Genomic DNA, 17097 nt, shown 5'->3' on the forward strand with positions numbered 1-17097 from the left:
AGAATCATTAGCAAATCTCGCGGCGATTTCACTAAAATAATTCGCTTGCCTTAATTTTATATCGCTGTATCCCTATCGCCGCGACCGTGATAGACCCGGCGTTATTGAAGCATCCTCATTAGGTGCGCGAAGGGAGAGATTTGATGGCACACACCGCGTCCCCGGCCCTGCGTGGGCATGTCGTTCGTCGCAACGCCACCTGGCTTCTGGCCGGCAGCGCGCTTGCCGTGCTGGCCCAGCCCGCGCTGGCCCAGTCGAACCAGGACACGGTGCCCGGCAGCGGTGTCGAGCCGACCTACGCCGGCACCACGTCGGAGGCGGCGGAAGTCCAGCCCGCCGGCGGCGGTCTCCAGGAAATCGTCGTGACCGCCCGCAAGCGCGTCGAATCGGCGCAGGACGTGCCGGTTTCGGTTACCGCCATCTCGGCCCAGGAAATCGCCGACCGCGATCTCACCAGCCTCGAACGCATCGCCGCCGCCACGCCGCAGCTGGCGATCGGCCGCAACGCCACCGGTTCGGGCGCGCAGCTGACCTTGCGCGGCATCGGGTCGAACTCGCTGTCGATCGGGACCGAACAGTCGATCGCGGTGATCGTCGACGGCGTCTATTACGGGCAGGGCCGCACCATCAACGAAGGCTTCTTCGATCTTGGCGGGGTGGAAATCCTGAAGGGTCCGCAGTCGCTGTTCTTCGGCAAGAACGCCACCGCCGGCGTGATCTCGATCACCACCGCCGACCCGACCGACGAGTTCACCGCATCGTCCAAGACGAGCTACGAGTTCAACGCCGGCAAGCTGCGCGAGGAACTGATCCTCTCCGGCCCGCTCGGCGACAATCTCGGCTTCCGTCTGGCCGGGCGCGTCGGCAAGGATTTCGGGTACCTGTTTGACAACAAGGCCGGGCCGGTCACCTACATCACCACCGACCGCCCGTCGCTGACCGTCAACAACGGCCCCACTTCGCACACCGCCACCGCCTACAAGGACAACGGACCGCGCGAGAGGGAAGTGCTGCTGCGCGGCACGCTGGAGTGGGAGGCGAGCGACAAGCTGACCGCGCGCCTGACCGCCAACTACGGCTACAACCGCACCATCGGCACCTGGAACTACGTGGTCTTCGCCTGCGAGGGCGGCTTCAGCCACCTGTCGCCCGGGGTGCCGTGCGAACGCGATTTCTCGATCTACACCAACAACATGCCGGCCTCGATCGGCGCGGAGACCCAGTTCGCCCGCGACGACGGCAAGAACTTCAACCGCTACACCTCGTGGGGGGTGACCGGCACCATCGACTACGAGATGGGCGACCTGATGCTCACCTCGGTCACCAACTACCAGTGGAACCGCAACGTCTGGTCGCTCGACCTCGACTACCAGTCGGTGTCCTCGCCCGGCCTCAACATCTTCGGCACGGAAAACTCGGAGTACGACGCCTTTTCCGAGGAACTGCGCCTGCTGTCGGACTACGAAGGCCCGATCAACTTCCTTCTCGGCGGCTATTACCAGACCTCGACCCGCGGATTCGTCCAGAACGTCGTTTTCGCCGGGGTCGAGAACAGCGCGGCGCCCGAAGGCAAGCGCTACGTGGCCTATGCCAAGGACAGCGGCACCGACGGCAAGACGCTGTCCGCCTACGGCCAGTTCATGTGGGAATTGGTGCCCGAAACGCTCGAGGCGACGGCGGGCGTGCGCTACATTCACGAAACCAAGGACAGCTACTTCGTCCAGCCCTACGCCCACCCGCTCTTTGCGGGCTCGCGCTATGCGGTGAACGACCCGCTGACCGCCGACCAGAGCTTCGACAACTGGTCGCCCGAAGCGACGCTGACCTGGACGCCGACGCGCGACATCACGCTCTATGCCGCCTACAAGACCGCCTACAAGTCGGGCGGCTTCTCCAACTCCTCGATCCAGTCGCCGGTCACGCCGCTCGACTTCTTCCTGTTCGAACCGGAAAAGGCCAAGGGTTTCGAGGTCGGCCTGAAAACCGAGCTGATGAACCGCCAGCTTCGTTTCAACGTCGCCGCATACAACTACGAATTCACCAACCTGCAGGTGACCTACCTCGATTCGGCGGCGCTGTCGTATAACTCGATCAACGCGGGTACAGCGCGGACCAAGGGCGTGGAGATGGAATTCGCCTTCGCCCCCGACGCGCTGCGCGGGTTCCAGCTGAACGGATCGGCCAACTACAACCGCGCCCGCTACGGCGATGCGCTGTCGCCCTGCTATGGCGGGCAGAGCCTGGACGACGGCTGCATTCCCAACCTGCTCAGCCCCGGCACGCCGGGCCAGAACCTGAAGGGCCTGCCGACGTCCGACGCGCCGGACTGGACTGCGACGCTGGGCGCCCGTTACGAAGGGCCGCTCGGCAACGGGCTGAAGATCGGCCTGTCGGCGGATGCGCGCTACAGTTCGGATTACCTGACGTCGGCCTTCGGCAGCCCGCTGTCGGAGCAGGGCGACTATGTCATGCTCGACGCGGGCCTGCGCGTCGGTGCGGAGAACGAGCGGTGGGAACTGGCGTTGCTGGGCAAGAACCTGACCAACCACTTCATCGTCACCGGCGTCACCGACGGCAGCGGCACCGGCACGGGCACCGGCACCAACACCGCGGTCAGCGCCGACCAGGTCGGCTTCGTCTCGATGCCGCGGACCGTCACCGTGCAGCTGACGCTGCGCATCCCCTGATCGCCCAGACCGGAAAGCACCCTTCAGCCTCGTGAACGCCAACCCCGCCGTGCCGCACCCCCCGTTCCTCCTGCCCGATCCACTGACGGTGGGGGGAACGCTGTTCGCCATCGCCAACCGGTTTCCCGACCGGCCCGCGCTGGTCTACGGCGACAGCCGGGCGAACTGGCGCGAGCTGGCCGAACTGTCGATCGCGATGGCCCGGCGGCTGGCGGGGCTGGGCGTCCGGCCCGGCGATCACGTCGGCGTGCTGATGCCCAACTGCTTCGAATACGTGACGCTCTATCTCGGCACCCAGCTTGCCGGGGCGACCGCGGTGCTGCTCAACGCACGCTACCGTCCGGACGACCTTGCCTACGTCATTCCCAAGGCGGACATCGATTACCTGTTCGTCGGCGGTCAGGCGGCGCGGCACTGCGACTATCGCCCGATGCTGGAAGAGGCGTTTCCCGGCCTCATGGGGGACCATGCGGGGGAAGGGGGCCGGGTAAGCCATCCCGACCTGCCGCGCCTGAAACGCGTGGTCGAACTGGGCGAGGCGCGACTCGGCGCGTGGATGACGCCCGCCGCGTTCGAGGCGCTGGAGGATGAAGCGACGCGCGAGGATATCCTCGATCGCACGCTGGCGGTCTCACCCGACGACATCGGCCTGATGATCTTCTCCTCCGGAACGACCAGCCGGCCCAAGGCCTGCATGATCGCGCACCGTTCGTTGTGCGTGACCGGCAAGGGCATGGCGGGACGCTTCCGCCTGACCGAGAACGACATCGTCTGGGATCCGCTGCCGCTGTTCCACATGTCGACCATCCTGCCGCTGGCCGGGTGCCGCCACACCGGCGCCTGCTTCATGGGGATGGACCATTTCGACGAGGACGTAGCGATGGCGCTGCTCATCCGCGAGCGGCCCACCGTCCACTACGCCGGGTTCCCGACGATCGTCGGAGCGCTGGTCAACCATCCCGATTTCGCGAAGTACGACCAGTCGCGCCTGCGCATAAACCACGTCGTCGGCCCGCCCGACCTGCTGCGCCGCTACGCCGATGCCTTTCCCGGCGCGGTCCCGGTCAATTCCTATGGTTTGACCGAGGCGACCGGCGTGCCTTGCTATTCCGAACTCGACGATCCTCGCGACCTGCTCTTCACCACCAGCGGCCGGGTCTACGACGGGGTCGAGGCGATGATCGCCGCGCCGGACGGCGAAGAACGCCCCGATGGCGAGCCGGGCGAGATCTGGCTGCGCGGCAACGTCATCTTCGCTGGGTATTACAAGGACGCAGAGGCCACCGCCAAGGCGGTCGATGCCGAAGGCTGGCTGCACACCGGCGACCTGGGCCGCAAGGGTCCGGGCGGGCGTCTGGTCTACGAAGGGCGGCTGAAGGACATGCTCAAGATCGGCGGCGAGAACGTCGCCGCGGTCGAGCTGGAAAGCTTCCTGATGACCCACCCGGCGGTCAGGATGGCGCAGGTCATCGGCGTGCCCGACGACCGCCTGATGGAAGTCGCCGCCGCCTTCATCGAGCTTCAGCCCGGCGCGACCCTGACCCCCGAAGAGCTTGTCGCCCATTGCGACGGCCGCATCGCGAGTTACAAGATACCGCGATACATAAGATTTGTTGAGGATTGGCCGATGAGCGCGACGAAGGTGCAGAAGTTCGAACTTCTCAAGGGGTTCGAACCTCATTCCAAGATAGAGCCGCGCCGCAAGGCCGCCGGTTGATGAGGGGGCCTTCGCAAGCCGACGAGACGGTCGGCTGGGGCGCCTGGGGCGTCGTCGTCATCCTGACCATGGCCTACACGCTGAGCTTCATCGACCGGCAGGTGCTGAACCTGCTGGTCGAGCCGTTGAAGGCCGAGTTCGACCTGTCGGACACCCGGCTCAGCCTGTTGCAGGGGCTGGCCTTCACGGTCGCCTACGTCGCGTTCAGCCCGATCATGGGCCGCCTCGCCGATACCTCCAACCGGCGCAACGTGCTGATCGGCGGAGTGGTGATCTGGTCGCTGGCGACGGCGCTGTGCGGGCTGGCGCGCAATTACACGCAGCTGTTCCTCGCCCGTTGCGGCGTCGGCGCGGCGGAGGCGAGCCTGACGCCCGCCGCGTGGTCGATCATCGCCGATCGCTTTCCCGCCCGGCTCATGCCGCGGGCGATGTCGATCCTCCTGATGGGGCCATACCTCGGCGGCGGGATGGCGATGATCTTCGGCGGGCTCCTGCTGAAATATGCCGAAACGCACCAGTTCGGTTCGCTCGACCCGTGGCAGTTCGTGTTCATCGCGGTCGCGGTGCCGGGCGCGCTGGTCGCGGCGCTGCTGCTGTTCTTCGTGCGCGAACCGCTCCGCAAGGCGACGCTGGGCAACGAGCCCGACGAGACGATGCCGATCGCCGAGGTCGGCCGGCGCTTCCGCCACGACTGGCGCTTCTACTTCAACTTCTACGCCGGGATGAGCGGGCTGGTCATCACGCTCTATGCCTTCCCGGCCTGGCTGCCGGCGGTGCTGATGCGCCAGTTCGGGGCGGACGCGTCGGCGATCGGCTTGCAATACGGGGCCTTCGTGCTGATCGGCGGGTCGGCGGGCGTCTTGTGCGGGCCGCTGCTGGTCGGCTGGCTCGAACGGCGCGGGCGGCGCGACGGGCTGATGATGGTGCCGGTCTTCGCCGCCGCGATGGTCGCCGCGCTTGCCGCCGCGCTCGCCTTTGCGCCTTCCTACGAGGTGGCGCTGGGCATCGGCGGGGTGATCAGCTTCTTCTATTCGCTGCCGATGGCGGGCGCGTCGTCTGCGCTGCAGATCGTCTCCCCCAGCCGCATGCGCGGGATGGCGAGCGCGATCTACGTCTTCGTCGTATCGGTCATCGGGCTGGGCGCGGCGCCGACTCTCGTGGCGCTGATCACCGACCACGTCTTCCGCGACGAGAACATGGTCGGCACCTCGCTGGCGCTTACCTCGGCAATCTCGGCGCTGGTCGGGCTGGTCCTCCTGAACCAGGCGCGAAAGGCCTACCTCGCCCGCCTGGAGGCGGCCTGACCGGGCCCGGCGGGCAGCGGGATCAACGGCGGCGGCGGATCATGGCGATAGGGAGCGGTCAGCGCGGCGGTCATCAGGTCGAGCGTGTCCTCGACCAGCATGGCGAGCGGCATGGCCTCGTCGCTGCGCGGAAAGCCGCTGTCACGCCGCATCAGCATGTTGAGGAACATCAGCTTCACCAGCCCGACCCGCAGCCGCAGCACGTCGGAAGGGACATGCCCGCAGCGTTCCGCAATCAGCCGTCGCACCCGCCGCAGGGCGGGGACCGGCGCCTCGGGATTGTCGTAGGGATGCCTGATGCCTTCCGCCCTCGAGCGGGTCAGGTATTGCGCGAGGAAAGCCGAATAGGGATGCGCGCCGCTGTCGTCGCAGATCGTCAGGTGCGGCAGGACCAGCACTTGCAGCAGCACCCGAACGTCGTCGATCCGCCCGCTCTTCTCCGCCGTGTCCAGCATCTCGGCGCGCAGCGGTTCGAACAGGTTCGAGCGGTAGTCGAAGATATCGTAGACCAGCTGTTCCTTGCTGCCGAAATGGTACTGCACCGCGGTGTTGTTGCCCTGCCCGGCGGCGGCGGCGATCTCGCGCAGGGCGACGCCGTCGATGCCGCGGTCGGCGAACAGGATTTCCGCCGCTTCCATGATGCGGATGCGCGTCACCTCCGCCGCGCGCGAACGGCGGCGCTTCTTCGGCTCAGGTTCGAGTGTGGTCGCCATTATGCTCCGTGCTTTCCCTGGCCATCGACGCTAGCCGAGCCGCCACCCTGTCACAAGTTGCCCGCGCCCCTGTCAATGGAAGGATCGCCACCATGACGGATTTTCCGTCTTCCACTGCCCATCAGACCACGCCCAGGACCGCAATCGTGACCGGCGCCTCGCGCGGGATCGGCCGCGCCGTGGCGCTCGACCTCGCGGCGCTGGGACACCGCGTCGTCTCGCTCGACCGGGAGGAGGGCACGGACGAGCGGGTGACGAGCCTTGCCTGCGACGTTGCCGATGCCGACGCCGTCGCCGCCGCCGTCGCCGAGGTCGAACGGCGCTTCGGGCCGGTAGGGATCCTCGTCAACAATGCCGGGATCAGCCCCGCCTCTCCCGACGGGCGCGCGGTGATGGTGGAGGACATCGCGGTCGAGGATTGGCGCCGGGTTCTCTCGATCAATCTCGACGGCGTGTTCCATTGCTGCCGCGCGGTGCTGCCGGGGATGAAGCGCGCGGGCTGGGGCCGGATCGTCAACTTCTCCTCGCAAGGCGGGCGGACCCGCTCGATGCTGTCGGGCGCGCACTATGCGGCGTCGAAGGCGGCGCTGTTCGGCTTTACCCGCGTGCTGGCGGGGCAGGCGGGCGGCCATGGCATCACCGCCAACTGCATCGCGCCCGGCCGGATCGAGACCGACCAGTCGGAACAGTTCGCGCTCGACGACTACGTCGCGCAGATCCCCGCCGGAAGGCTGGGACGGCCCGGCGACATCGCCGCCGCGACCCGCTACCTCGTGTCGGAGGACGCCGCCTTCGTCATCGGAGCGATCCTCGACGTGAACGGCGGGTTCTTCATGCCGTGACCGGCTCAGATCTTTCCTTCGCGAACCCGGTCCAGCACGCGCACGAGCCCCTGCTGCGCGACATGGGCAAGCGGCGTGCCGTCGGCGCGGAACACGGTGCCGCGCGCGTAGAGCCGCGCGCCGCCCGCCGCCGGGGTTTCCTGCGCGTAGAGCATCCACTGGTTCATATCGACGTCGCCATGAAACCACATCGCGTGGTCGAGGCTGCTGGTTTGCAGGAAGTCGTTGTCGAAGCCGTGGCCGAGCGGCAGCAGACCGGTTTGGAACAGGTGGAAATCGCTGGCATAGGCCAGCCAGCAGCGCTGCCGCGCCTGGTCGGCCAGCAGCGGCTCCTTCATCCGGAACCAGAAACTGCGGCGCGGCGCTCGGACGCTGTCGTCGCCGAAGCCGAACGGTTCGCAGGGGCGCCATTCGACCTGCTGCCGCCGCAGCCAGAACGGCCGGTGCCGCAAGGGCAAGGTGTCGGCGTGGGCACGGAACAGGTCTTCGAGCACCGGCAAGGCATCGGGCGGCGGCACGTCGGGCATCGGCATGGCAAAGGCCGGTCCCGGCTCGTCGACCTGGAAGCTGGCCATCATCTCGACCACGGGGTTCGCATCCTGCGTCGCGGCGACATGGCGCGCGGCAAAGCTGCGCCCGTCGGTAAGCCGCCGCACCGCGAAATCGAGCGGCCTGTCGGTCAGCCCCGGTTTCAGAAAATAGGCGTGCAGGCTGTGCACCGGCTTGTCGGCCGGGACAGTGCGCTGCGCCGCGGCGAGCGCCTGCGCCACGACCATCCCGCCGTAAAGCCGCAGCAGCCCGCTCGGCACCACCGGCGCGGTAAAGCGGTCGCCCGCAGGTTCGGCAGGATGGGCCCTTTCGGCAAGATCGAAGGCCCGCTCTCGCTCCTGCGCCGGATCGTCGGGATAAGGATTGTCAGCCGGGGCCACGCGCATTCTCCGCCATCGCGGCACGCCGCGCCTGTTTTTTCGATCATCTGCCTCAAACACGCCGCCACGGCGAAATCAAGCCAAGAGGACCGCCCATGACCACCATCGACCACCGCCCGCTCGCCGACCTGCCCGCCATCGTCACCGGCGGCGCCAACGGCCTTGGCGCGGCGACCGCCTGCCTCTTCGCCGCATTGGGTGCAAAAGTGATCGTTGCCGACATCGACGACGCGCGTGGAGAGGCGCTGGCCGCACAGATCGGCGGCCACTATCGCCGCTGCGACGTAACCAGCGAGGCCGACTTCGAAGCGCTGGTCGGCACGTGCGTCGATCGGCACGGATGGCTCGGCTGCATGATCAACAATGCCGGGCAACTGGGCGCGCTGGGGGGCATTGCCGACATCACGCTCGATGCCTGGAACCGCACTGTCACGGTGCTGCTCACCTCGGTGTTTCTCGGCACCAAGCACGCGGCGCGGGTGATGGGGCGCAATGGGGAGCGGGGCGGGTCGATCCTCAACACCGCCAGCGTCGGCGGCATCGCGGCGCTTGCCCCCCATGCCTATACCGCGGCCAAGCATGGCGTCGTCGGCCTGACCCGTTCCGCGGCGAGCGAGCTGGCCGCGGACGGCATCCGGGTCAACGCCGTCGCGCCCGGAAGCGTGCCCTCGCGGCTGACCGAACTGGCCTATGGCGGGATGGAGGCGATGGAGGCGGCCCAGCGCGCGCGCAACCCGCTGGGCACTATCGTCAGCGCCGACGAGATCGCAGGCTGCTTCGCATGGCTCGCCGGCCCCGACGGGCGCAACGTGACGGGGCAGGTCATCGCCGTCGACAGCGGACTGACCGAGCTCAGGCTCAACGCCGACTACTATCGCAAGGACGCGACGTTCTTCGGGCGCGACGGGATCGAGTGAGGTTGGATCAGAGGTGGCGGACGGGCTGCGACCCGTCCCATCCTGCATGCGCCTGCGCCACCATGGCAAAGATGCCGACGATGGCATCGCTCGCGGCGATGATCTCCAGGCACGGTTCGGCAAGCGCGTCCGGGTTCTCGACATAGGCGAACTGCGTCGCCTGCGAGCGGCCCTCGGTGGCGACGACCAGCCCTGCATCTAGCGCGGCCTTGTACGACGCATCGAAATCGTCGGCGATGTAGCCCATGTGATGCAGGCCTCGCCCGCCTGCGCCCAGAAAGCGGTGATAGGTCGACGGCCCGCCGCCCGGCACGATGAGCTCGATCTGCAGGTCGTCCAGCTGGCCCAGCGCGACCGCCGCGATCATCGGTTCGCTGCACGCCTCGCCGCCGTGGTACAGCTCGACGAACTCGCGCCTGGGCAGGACGAAGAACGGGCCTGCGCCCAGCGTCTTCGTCCAGTGCGCCATAGCCGCGTCGAGATCGTCGACCAGGTATCCGGCCTGAACCATGCGCGCTCCGAACTTCTGCATCATTGCGCTCCGGCCTGCTTCGCCGCGCGGGCCCGGTCGTTGACGTAGGCGCGCACCGCCTCCGCATCGACCGGCGTCAGGTACTTGGCGAAACTCGCCATGCCGTTTTCGGCCAGCATTCCGTCGATCACGATCTGCTTCCACACGTCCTTGTGCGCCAGCGCGCCCGAACGGCGCAGGTCCGGCAGCACGCCGATGCTTTGCGCGCCCGCCCCATGGCAGGCCCCGCAGGTGAGGTTGAAGATCGTGTCGCCGCGCGCGATCTGCGCCGCGGTGAATACTTCGTCAGAGGGGGCGAAGGGCATGACGTCGGCCTTGGGCTTCGCGGCCAACTTGGCGGTGCCGCCGATGCGGAACGCCATGATGCGGCCCGGGATCTTCGGGTCTGGGCGGGCGAAACCGGGCATGGCAAGGTTGTAGGCACCGCCTTTGCCGGCCATGACCGCGATGTATTGCACGCCGTCCACCCCATAGCTGACCGGGCCGGGCATCACCGCCTGCTGTGCGTCGAAGCGCCAGAGCTCGGTGCCGTTGGTCGCGTCGTAAGCACGGAAGGTGCCGTCGGCGAGCCCTTCGAACACGAGGTTGCCTGCGGTCGCCAGCACGCCGCCGTTCCACGGGGACTCGCGCTTGACCCGCCAGACTTCCTTCTGTGCCACCGGGTCCCACGCGATCAGGTTGCCTTGCAGCGCCGATTGCAGGGCCGCGATGCCCGCCTTGTCCATCGGCAGGTTGGCGTCCATCTTGATGCCGAGGTTGAGCAGCCCCGGACGCATCTCGTAACTGCCGTCGGGGTTGTAGAGCATCGGCACCTGCATCGCCGGGATGTAGACGAGGCCGGTCTTCGGGCTGAACGCCATCGGGTGCCAGTTGTGCGCGCCCCAGCCGCCCGAAGTGGCCAGGTACGGCCCCGCCTTGTCATAACGGGCGGCGGGGTTCTCCACCGGACGGCCGGTGGCCAGATCGATGCGGTCCGCCCAATTGACCGGCACGAACTTCTCCGCCGAGATGGGTTTGCCGGTGCCGCGATCGATGACGTAGAAGAACCCGTTCTTGGGCGCGTGCATGATGACCTTGCGCGCCGTGCCGTCGATGGTGAGATCGGCGAGGATCATCTGCTGGGTGGATGTGAAGTCCCACTGGTCGCCCGGCGTTTCCTGATAGTGCCAGATGTATTCGCCGGTGTCGGGATCGAGCGCAAGGATCGAGCCGACGAACAGGTTGTCGCCTTCGCCGTTGGAGCGCAGGCCCCGGTTCCACGGTCCGCCGTTGCCGACGCCGACGTAAAGCCGATCCATCTCGTGATCGTAGACGATCGAATCCCAGACCGTGCCGCCGCCGCCGATCTTCCAGAAGGCGTCGCCCGACCATGTCGCGCGGGCCATCTTCTCCAGCGGCTCGTCGGAGATCTGCCCGTCCATCTTCCCCGGCTCTCCCGGCACGGTGTAGAAGCGCCAGGCCATCTTGCCGGTCTTCTGGTCGTAGGCGGAGATGTAGCCGCGCTGGCCATGGTCCGCCCCGCCGTTCCCGATGAACACCTTGCCCTTGGCCACCCGCGGCGCGCCCGAGATCGCCTGCGCCGCGTCCGGGTCGGTCGTCTGCACCGACCAGATAGGCTGGCCGGTTCGGGCATCGAGCGCGATGAGGCGCCCGTCGATGGTGCCGAAGAACAGCCGCCCGTCGGCATAGGCCGCGCCCCGGTTCACCACGTCGCAACAGGCGTGGAGCGCGGTGTCGCCGGGCACTTCAGAGTCGAATTGCCAGATCGGTTCGCCCGTCGCGGCATTGAGCGCGACGACCTTGCTCCACGCGGTGGTCGCGAACATCACCCCGTCGACGATGAGCGGCGTACCCTCCTGCCCGCGGAACGTGTCGAGATCGTGCGACCAGGCCAGGCCGAGTTTCGCGACATTGCCGGTGTCGATGTCGTCCAGCGGCGAGAAGCGCTGCTCGGAATAGGTGCGGCCGTGACTCAGCCAGTTATGCGGCTCGCTGTCGGCCGCGATGATCCGCGCATCGAAGGCGGCGTCCTCGCGTCCCGTATCCGTCCCCCCACCCGTGCTGCATGCCCCCATTGCAAGCGCGAGCAGGGCAAGGAGAGAAAAGCCGGCGCCGCGCAAACCAATCCGGTCGGTCAAAGTCGGGTCGGGAGACGTATGAGGCATGTCCAGGTCAGGCCCTGTCGTTTTCGTTGAGGGTGATAAAGACAGACTTGGTTTCCTGAAAGGCGGAGATACCTTCCAGTCCGTTCTCGCGGCCCCAGCCGGATTCTCGGAAACCCCCGAAGGGCATCGCTGCGTGCATGACGCCGTATCCGTTGATCCACACGTTGCCCGCGCGCAGCTTTTGCGCGACGAGGTGCGCCTTGTTGACGCTGGTGGTGTAGATGCCCGCACCCAGGCCGTAGCGGGTGTCGTTCGCCATGCGGACCAGGTCGTCCATGTCGTCGACCGGCGTCGCCACCAGCACCGGGCCGAAGATCTCTTCCTTCACGATGCGCATGGATGCATCGACGTTGGCAAAGACGGTGGGCTGCACGAAGAAGCCGTGGTCGCCGTGAGTCGAGCCACCTGTGACGATCTCGGCCCCTTCGCGTACGCCGGTTTCGAGGTAGCTGGCGACCTTGTCGCGCTGCCCCGCGCTGATCAGCGGGCCGATCTGGCTGGCCGGATCCATGCCCTTGCCGATGGTCAGCGATTTCGCGAAATCGCTGATCCCGGCAACCACCTTGTCGTAGGACTTCTTCTGCACGAACAGGCGCGATCCGGCGAAACAGACCTGCCCGGTGTTGGCGAAGATGCCCATGGCGGCGCCGGGAATGGCGATGTCGGGATCGGCATCGTCGAACACGATGACCGGCGACTTGCCGCCCAGTTCCAGCGTCACCCGCTTGAGATTGGCCGCGGCGGACCGGACGATGGCCTTCCCGGTCTCGGTCGATCCGGTGAAGCTGATCTTGTCGACATCGGCGTGGTCTACCAGTGACTGCCCCGCATCCTTGCCGAAGCCGGGCACGATGTTGACCACGCCCGGCGGCACGCCCGCCTCGTTCATCAGGTTCGCGGCGTACAGCGCCGACAGCGGCGTCAGTTCCGCCGGTTTCACCACCACGCAGCACCCGGCGGCAAGCGCGGGGGCGAGCTTGATGATGAGCGTGCCGATCGGGCCGTTCCACGGGATGATGATCCCCGCCACGCCCACCGGCTCCACGCTGGTATAGGCGTGCATGGGCACCGCATCGCTGGCGATGGACGGGCTGACGTTGCGGCCCGTCACCTTGGTGATCATGCCGGCATAGTATTTGAGCTGCGCGATGGTGGATCCGACCATCCATTCGGCAAAGGCGATCGGCATGCCGTTGTCGGCCACGTCGATCTCGGCCAGCGTGCGCGCTTCACGCTCGAACAGTTCGGCCAGCTTCCACAGGATGTCGGCGCGCCGTTCGGGCGGCAACCCGTGCCAGCGGCGTTCGTCGAAGGCGCGGCGTGCGGCGGCGACGGCGCGGTCGATGTCGGCGGCGCGGCCCTCGGCCACGCGGGCGATGCACCGGCCGGTCGCCGGGTCATGCACCTCGAAGGTCTCCCCGCTCGACGCATCCTGCCACGCGCCGTCGATGAACAGCTGGTGGGTGCCGGCCAGGTAATCGCTCACCTGCGGGTTGGGATCGTGCAGCGCCATGCGAAGCTCCGTGTCAGATAGAAAGGAGACCGACGCCGCACTTCTCCCAGGGAGTGAAAGCGAGGCGGCGCCGGTCGGTGCGGGATCAGAAGCGAACCGTTCCCTGCAGCAGGATTTCGCGCGGGCGGCCGATGTTGACCCAGACCGCGTCGGGCGTGCCGAACGGCTTTTCCGCGCCGGCGATGCCGTAGTACTTGTTGGTGAGGTTGCGCCCGATCAGCGCCAGTTCCCAGTTGTCGTCGAGCTGGTAGAGGCGCGCGGTGGCGTTGAGGCGGGCAAAGCCCTTCTGCCAGCCGACCGGGTTCTGGTTTTCCAGCAACCAGTAGCCGCTGGTGTAGTTGGCGTCGCCCGACAGGCCCAGGCCAAGGTCGCTGGTCAGTTCCCTGTCGTAGGTGATGCCGCCGGTCAGGTTCCACTTCGGCGCGCGCACGAGCGGCGTGCCAGACAGGTCCTGCGTGGTGCCGGTACAGCCCTCGTCCGCCGTCTGGCCCGCATAGCAGGGGGCGGCGGGGAAGCTCAGGTACTTCGCCTTGTTATAGCCCGCCGCCGCGCGCAGCGTGAATTCGGGCGTGACGTTGAAGGCGCCGTCCAGTTCCACGCCGGTCGTGCGAGCCGATGCCGCGTTGCGGATCGTGAACGACGGGGGCGAGGGGTTGAACGAGGTGAGTTGCAGCCCCTTGAACGTGTAGCGATAGACGGTCGCGTTCACCATGAGGCGACGATCGAGCAGCTCGCCCTTGAAGCCGACTTCGCCGCCGTCCGCCTTTTCGGGCGCGAAGCCGAGGTCCGCGATGGTCTGCCCCGCCGACAGGATCGAGGGGTTGGAGAAGCCGCCCGATTTGTAGCCGGTCTTGTACGCGGCGTAGATCGTCGTTTCGGGCGTCGCGCGCCAGGTGATCGTCGCTTCGGGCGAAATCTGTTCGTCGGAGAAGCGGCCGGTGGTGAATTCGCCCTCGTCCGCAGTGATGCCGAACGCGGCGAAGTTGTCGTTGACGTAGCTGTTGCCGACGGTGGTACGCTTGGTCTCCTTGGTCCAGCGCGCGCCGCCTGCCAGTTCGAGGGTGTCTGTCACGTCGAAAATGAGCTGGCCGAACGCCGAGTAGGTCTTGCCGGTGTTGTCCGACAGAAGTTGCCAGTTGTGGTAGGTATCATAGCGGCTGTCGGTGCCGACGTTGGCGATGAAGCCGTTGCCGCGCGTGTCGCGCTTGCCGTCTTCGTAGAACAGACCGGCGGCAAAGTTGAACATGCCGTCATAGTCGGAGTTCACGCGCAGTTCCTGCGTGAAAGCTTCGGAATGGTCCTTGTTCGCGCCCGCCACGGTCGGGGTGGAATCGAAGGCGAAGTTGTCGAACCCGTCGTTGGTGTAGCTCCAGAAGCCGCTCACCGAGGTGAAGTTCAGTGCGCCCGCACGGTAATTCATGGTCAGCGAGGTGAGCAGCGATTCGTACCGTGTTTCCGGCACGCCACCGTTCGAGCCGGGATATTTCGCGCCGATTTCCGGGTTGAACGCCCCCAGCGTCCGCTCGCCATTCAATTCGCAATCGCTGTAGGGGTCGGACACCAGCGTGCCCGACAGCAGATCGAGCGTGCGCGAGCCGCCGTCGCACAGCAGTTCGGTGCCCGAGGTTTCGCCGTTGTCGTGCAGCTTGTCGCCGAACACCTTGAGCGTCGCGTCGAACGCGCTCGACGGGTTCCATTCCAGCGTGAATCGACCGAGAACTTCCCTGGTCCCGGGATCGCGGTCATGCGCCGCACCGATGCTGGGGTGGGTGGGATCGCTGGGCAGGGTGATCGGTCCGGCATTGTTGTCGATGTAACCCGACATCTTCGAACCGCGAGCCGCGATGCGGAAGCCCAGCGTATCGGTTAGCGGGCCGGAGATAGCGCCTTCGACGAAGCGTTCGTCGGCCTTGAACTCGTAACCGGCACGGACATAGCCTTCCAGCTTGTCGGTCGCGCCCTTGGTCTTGACCGAGACGACGCCGCCGGGGCTGTTCTTGCCGAAGAACAGCGCCTGCGGACCCTTCAGCACTTCGACCTGCTGCACGTCGAAGAAGCTCTGCGCGACAAGCCGCCCGCGGCTGATCTGAAGGCCGTCGATGTTGAGCGAAACCGTCTGGTCGATACCGGCGTCGAGCGCCGATGAGCCGAGCCCGCGGATGGTGAAGGATGCGCCCGCGCCGCCACCGCCGGTCTTGGCGAGGATGACCTGCGGGACCAGCTGGCCGATCTTCTGCAAGTCGGTCGCAGCATAGCGTTCGAGCTGTTCTGCACCGACTGCGGCAATCGCCACCGGCACGTCGAGGAGTGTTTCCTCGCGGCGGCGGGCGGTTACGATGATCTCGTCGGCAGGAGCCGTAGCGCGGGTGTCGGTGGCGGTCTCGGCGTCCTGCGCCAGAACCGGCTGCGCGGCGAGCGATGCGGCAAGCGCGGTTGCGGACACGACTGTGCGAAGGCACGGACTCATGATTCTCTCCCTCAGGTCAGGCCGGTGGGCGGCCTTTTGTACCATTCGCCTTAATATGGCGGAGGCGATGAGGGGAGCAATTCCAAAATCAACCGCAGAACCCGTTTTGCATCTGCGAGAAAGTCCTTTACCCGATGCGTTATACAAAGACTACGAACATTTGAAATACAGTCTGCGTCACGCCAACCGAAATCGGTTGGTAAATCGGGAAAATATTTTTGTCTTAGTTCCGAAAGACGAGCGTCTTTTAGTTTTGCTTGTCTCGCCTGGCCGTCTCAGGTGGGAATACCGTTAAGCTCGAACTGTGCGCGCAGGTAGCTCTCCTGTCGCCGGGCGGACCAGCTCAGCGGTTCGAACATGGCCTGCACCGCGATACCGATGCACAGCGTAAACGCCACGCGAGAGGCGCGGCGGGCATTCGCCTGCGAAAACTCGTGCTCCCGATTGAGCAGCTCGGCGAAATCGCGCACGGCATAGCGGACCTGACGGCGATATTCGTCGGCGAAGATCGGGTTGGCCGCCGAAACGGTGTTCTGCGCCAGATAGACCGCCCAGTCTTCGCGTCCCTGCGCGGTCACCGGCATCTGCGCCAGGATGCAGGCGACAGGGCTGCCACCCGTCTTGACATAGGCCGCTCGGATCCGGGTCTGGGTCCGTAGCACAGTCATGCGATAGACCGCCATCCACAGGCCCTGCCGGTCGCCGAACAGCGAGGCGATGGTGGTGGTGCTGCAATCCTTCACCGCGGCGAGGCGGCGGAAGGTCAGTCCCTCAAACCCCTCCGACGCGACGAGCCGGATCGCCGCTTCGGCAAAGTCCTGCCGTCGCACGCTGTCGGTATCGTCGTCGTCGAAGCGCCCCATCCATGCGGGCACACTCGCATCCCAGTCCTGCAGTCTGTCCATCCGGCTCCCCGTTGCGGATCGGATACGCCGAACCGGACCGACCCGAAACGGTTGGAAGGAATAGGTCGGGTCATTTCCGCGCTCACACCCGTTCGACGTGGCGCGCACCGCGCACGTTCTCGATGCCGAGGCTCGCGATCAGCGCGAAGGGCAGGGCGACCGCCTTGGCCGCCCGGCGCCAGGCGGTGGCGGTGGAGATGCGGACCCGGTCGTGATGCAGCGCATTGCCGTGCGGGATCGCCGGGAATTCGACCGCCCGCTGCAAGCTGACGCACAGTTCGTCGAGCCGCATCGCATCGCGGGCAAGGGGATGGATCAGCAGGAAGCGGCCCTCGTCCCAGGTGCATCTTGGGAGCGCGATGGGGCAGGCGGTTAGCGAAGGCGCACCCGTTGCGGATCGCTCGGC

General features: G+C 66.6%; 13 protein-coding genes. 5 read left to right on the forward strand and 8 right to left on the reverse strand.

What is annotated here, in order from left to right:
• The first annotated feature begins 143 nt into the window (after positions 1 to 143).
• Genes J2X37_RS02620 through J2X37_RS02630 form a run of 3 tightly spaced genes read left to right on the forward strand, consistent with a single transcriptional unit; the run spans position 144 to position 5708 of the window.
• Positions 144 to 2687 carry a TonB-dependent receptor domain-containing protein gene (locus tag J2X37_RS02620; protein ID WP_310017395.1) on the forward strand — a complete coding sequence of 848 codons (2544 nt, stop codon included), beginning with the start codon at positions 144 to 146 and terminating at the stop codon, positions 2685 to 2687.
• A 31-nt stretch (positions 2688 to 2718) separates the two neighbouring features.
• On the forward strand, positions 2719 to 4404 hold the full coding sequence (locus J2X37_RS02625; protein ID WP_310017397.1) for an AMP-binding protein: 1686 nt from the start codon (positions 2719 to 2721) through the stop codon (positions 4402 to 4404).
• Positions 4404 to 5708, forward strand: coding sequence for an MFS transporter (locus tag J2X37_RS02630; RefSeq protein ID WP_310017400.1), 1305 nt, complete (start codon positions 4404 to 4406; stop codon positions 5706 to 5708). Before J2X37_RS02625 ends, J2X37_RS02630 begins: the two co-directional genes overlap by 1 nt.
• Here J2X37_RS02630 and J2X37_RS02635 read toward each other — a convergent pair.
• Positions 5681 to 6421 carry a helix-turn-helix domain-containing protein gene (locus tag J2X37_RS02635; protein ID WP_310017402.1) on the reverse strand — a complete coding sequence of 247 codons (741 nt, stop codon included), beginning with the start codon at positions 6419 to 6421 and terminating at the stop codon, positions 5681 to 5683. The genes J2X37_RS02630 and J2X37_RS02635 overlap by 28 nt on opposite strands.
• Before the next feature lie 92 nt (positions 6422 to 6513).
• Here J2X37_RS02635 and J2X37_RS02640 point away from each other — a divergent pair, with 92 nt between their 5' ends.
• Complete coding sequence (locus J2X37_RS02640) at positions 6514 to 7263, forward strand: SDR family NAD(P)-dependent oxidoreductase (protein ID WP_310017404.1); 750 nt, start codon at positions 6514 to 6516, stop codon at positions 7261 to 7263.
• A 5-nt stretch (positions 7264 to 7268) separates the two neighbouring features.
• On the opposite strand, the gene J2X37_RS02645 is transcribed toward J2X37_RS02640, so the two are convergent.
• Positions 7269 to 8198: an acyl-CoA thioesterase domain-containing protein gene (locus J2X37_RS02645; RefSeq protein WP_310017406.1), complete on the reverse strand. Its 930-nt coding sequence runs from the start codon at positions 8196 to 8198 to the stop codon at positions 7269 to 7271.
• Positions 8199 to 8287: 89 nt separating this feature from the next.
• Here J2X37_RS02645 and J2X37_RS02650 point away from each other — a divergent pair, with 89 nt between their 5' ends.
• Positions 8288 to 9109: an SDR family oxidoreductase gene (locus J2X37_RS02650; RefSeq protein WP_310017408.1), complete on the forward strand. Its 822-nt coding sequence runs from the start codon at positions 8288 to 8290 to the stop codon at positions 9107 to 9109.
• 7 nt (positions 9110 to 9116) lie between these two features.
• Here J2X37_RS02650 and J2X37_RS02655 read toward each other — a convergent pair whose 3' ends face one another.
• The 6 genes from J2X37_RS02655 to J2X37_RS02680 all read right to left on the reverse strand — a co-directional run bounded on the left by J2X37_RS02655 (position 9117) and on the right by J2X37_RS02680 (position 16983).
• The gene (locus J2X37_RS02655; protein WP_310017410.1) at positions 9117 to 9641 is read right to left on the reverse strand and encodes a VOC family protein; all 525 of its coding nucleotides are present in this window, start codon (positions 9639 to 9641) and stop codon (positions 9117 to 9119) included.
• Positions 9641 to 11716 carry a PQQ-dependent dehydrogenase, methanol/ethanol family gene (locus J2X37_RS02660; protein WP_310017412.1) on the reverse strand — a complete coding sequence of 692 codons (2076 nt, stop codon included), beginning with the start codon at positions 11714 to 11716 and terminating at the stop codon, positions 9641 to 9643. The genes J2X37_RS02655 and J2X37_RS02660 overlap by 1 nt, the downstream gene beginning before the upstream one ends.
• Before the next feature lie 97 nt (positions 11717 to 11813).
• Positions 11814 to 13319, reverse strand: coding sequence for an aldehyde dehydrogenase family protein (locus J2X37_RS02665; RefSeq protein ID WP_310017414.1), 1506 nt, complete (start codon positions 13317 to 13319; stop codon positions 11814 to 11816).
• Positions 13320 to 13404: 85 nt separating this feature from the next.
• Positions 13405 to 15786 (reverse strand): TonB-dependent receptor, encoded by a 2382-nt coding sequence (locus tag J2X37_RS02670; RefSeq protein WP_310017416.1) that lies wholly within the window; start codon positions 15784 to 15786, stop codon positions 13405 to 13407.
• Between the two features lie 275 nt (positions 15787 to 16061).
• Positions 16062 to 16691, reverse strand: coding sequence for a TetR/AcrR family transcriptional regulator (locus tag J2X37_RS02675; protein ID WP_310017418.1), 630 nt, complete (start codon positions 16689 to 16691; stop codon positions 16062 to 16064).
• An 82-nt stretch (positions 16692 to 16773) separates the two neighbouring features.
• Positions 16774 to 16983, reverse strand: a complete 210-nt coding sequence (locus tag J2X37_RS02680) for a hypothetical protein (RefSeq protein WP_310017420.1) — start codon at positions 16981 to 16983, stop codon at positions 16774 to 16776.
• Positions 16984 to 17097: the final 114 nt, after the last annotated feature.

It is taken from the genome of Croceicoccus sp. BE223, from assembly GCF_031457155.1.
GTDB lineage: Bacteria > Pseudomonadota > Alphaproteobacteria > Sphingomonadales > Sphingomonadaceae > Croceicoccus.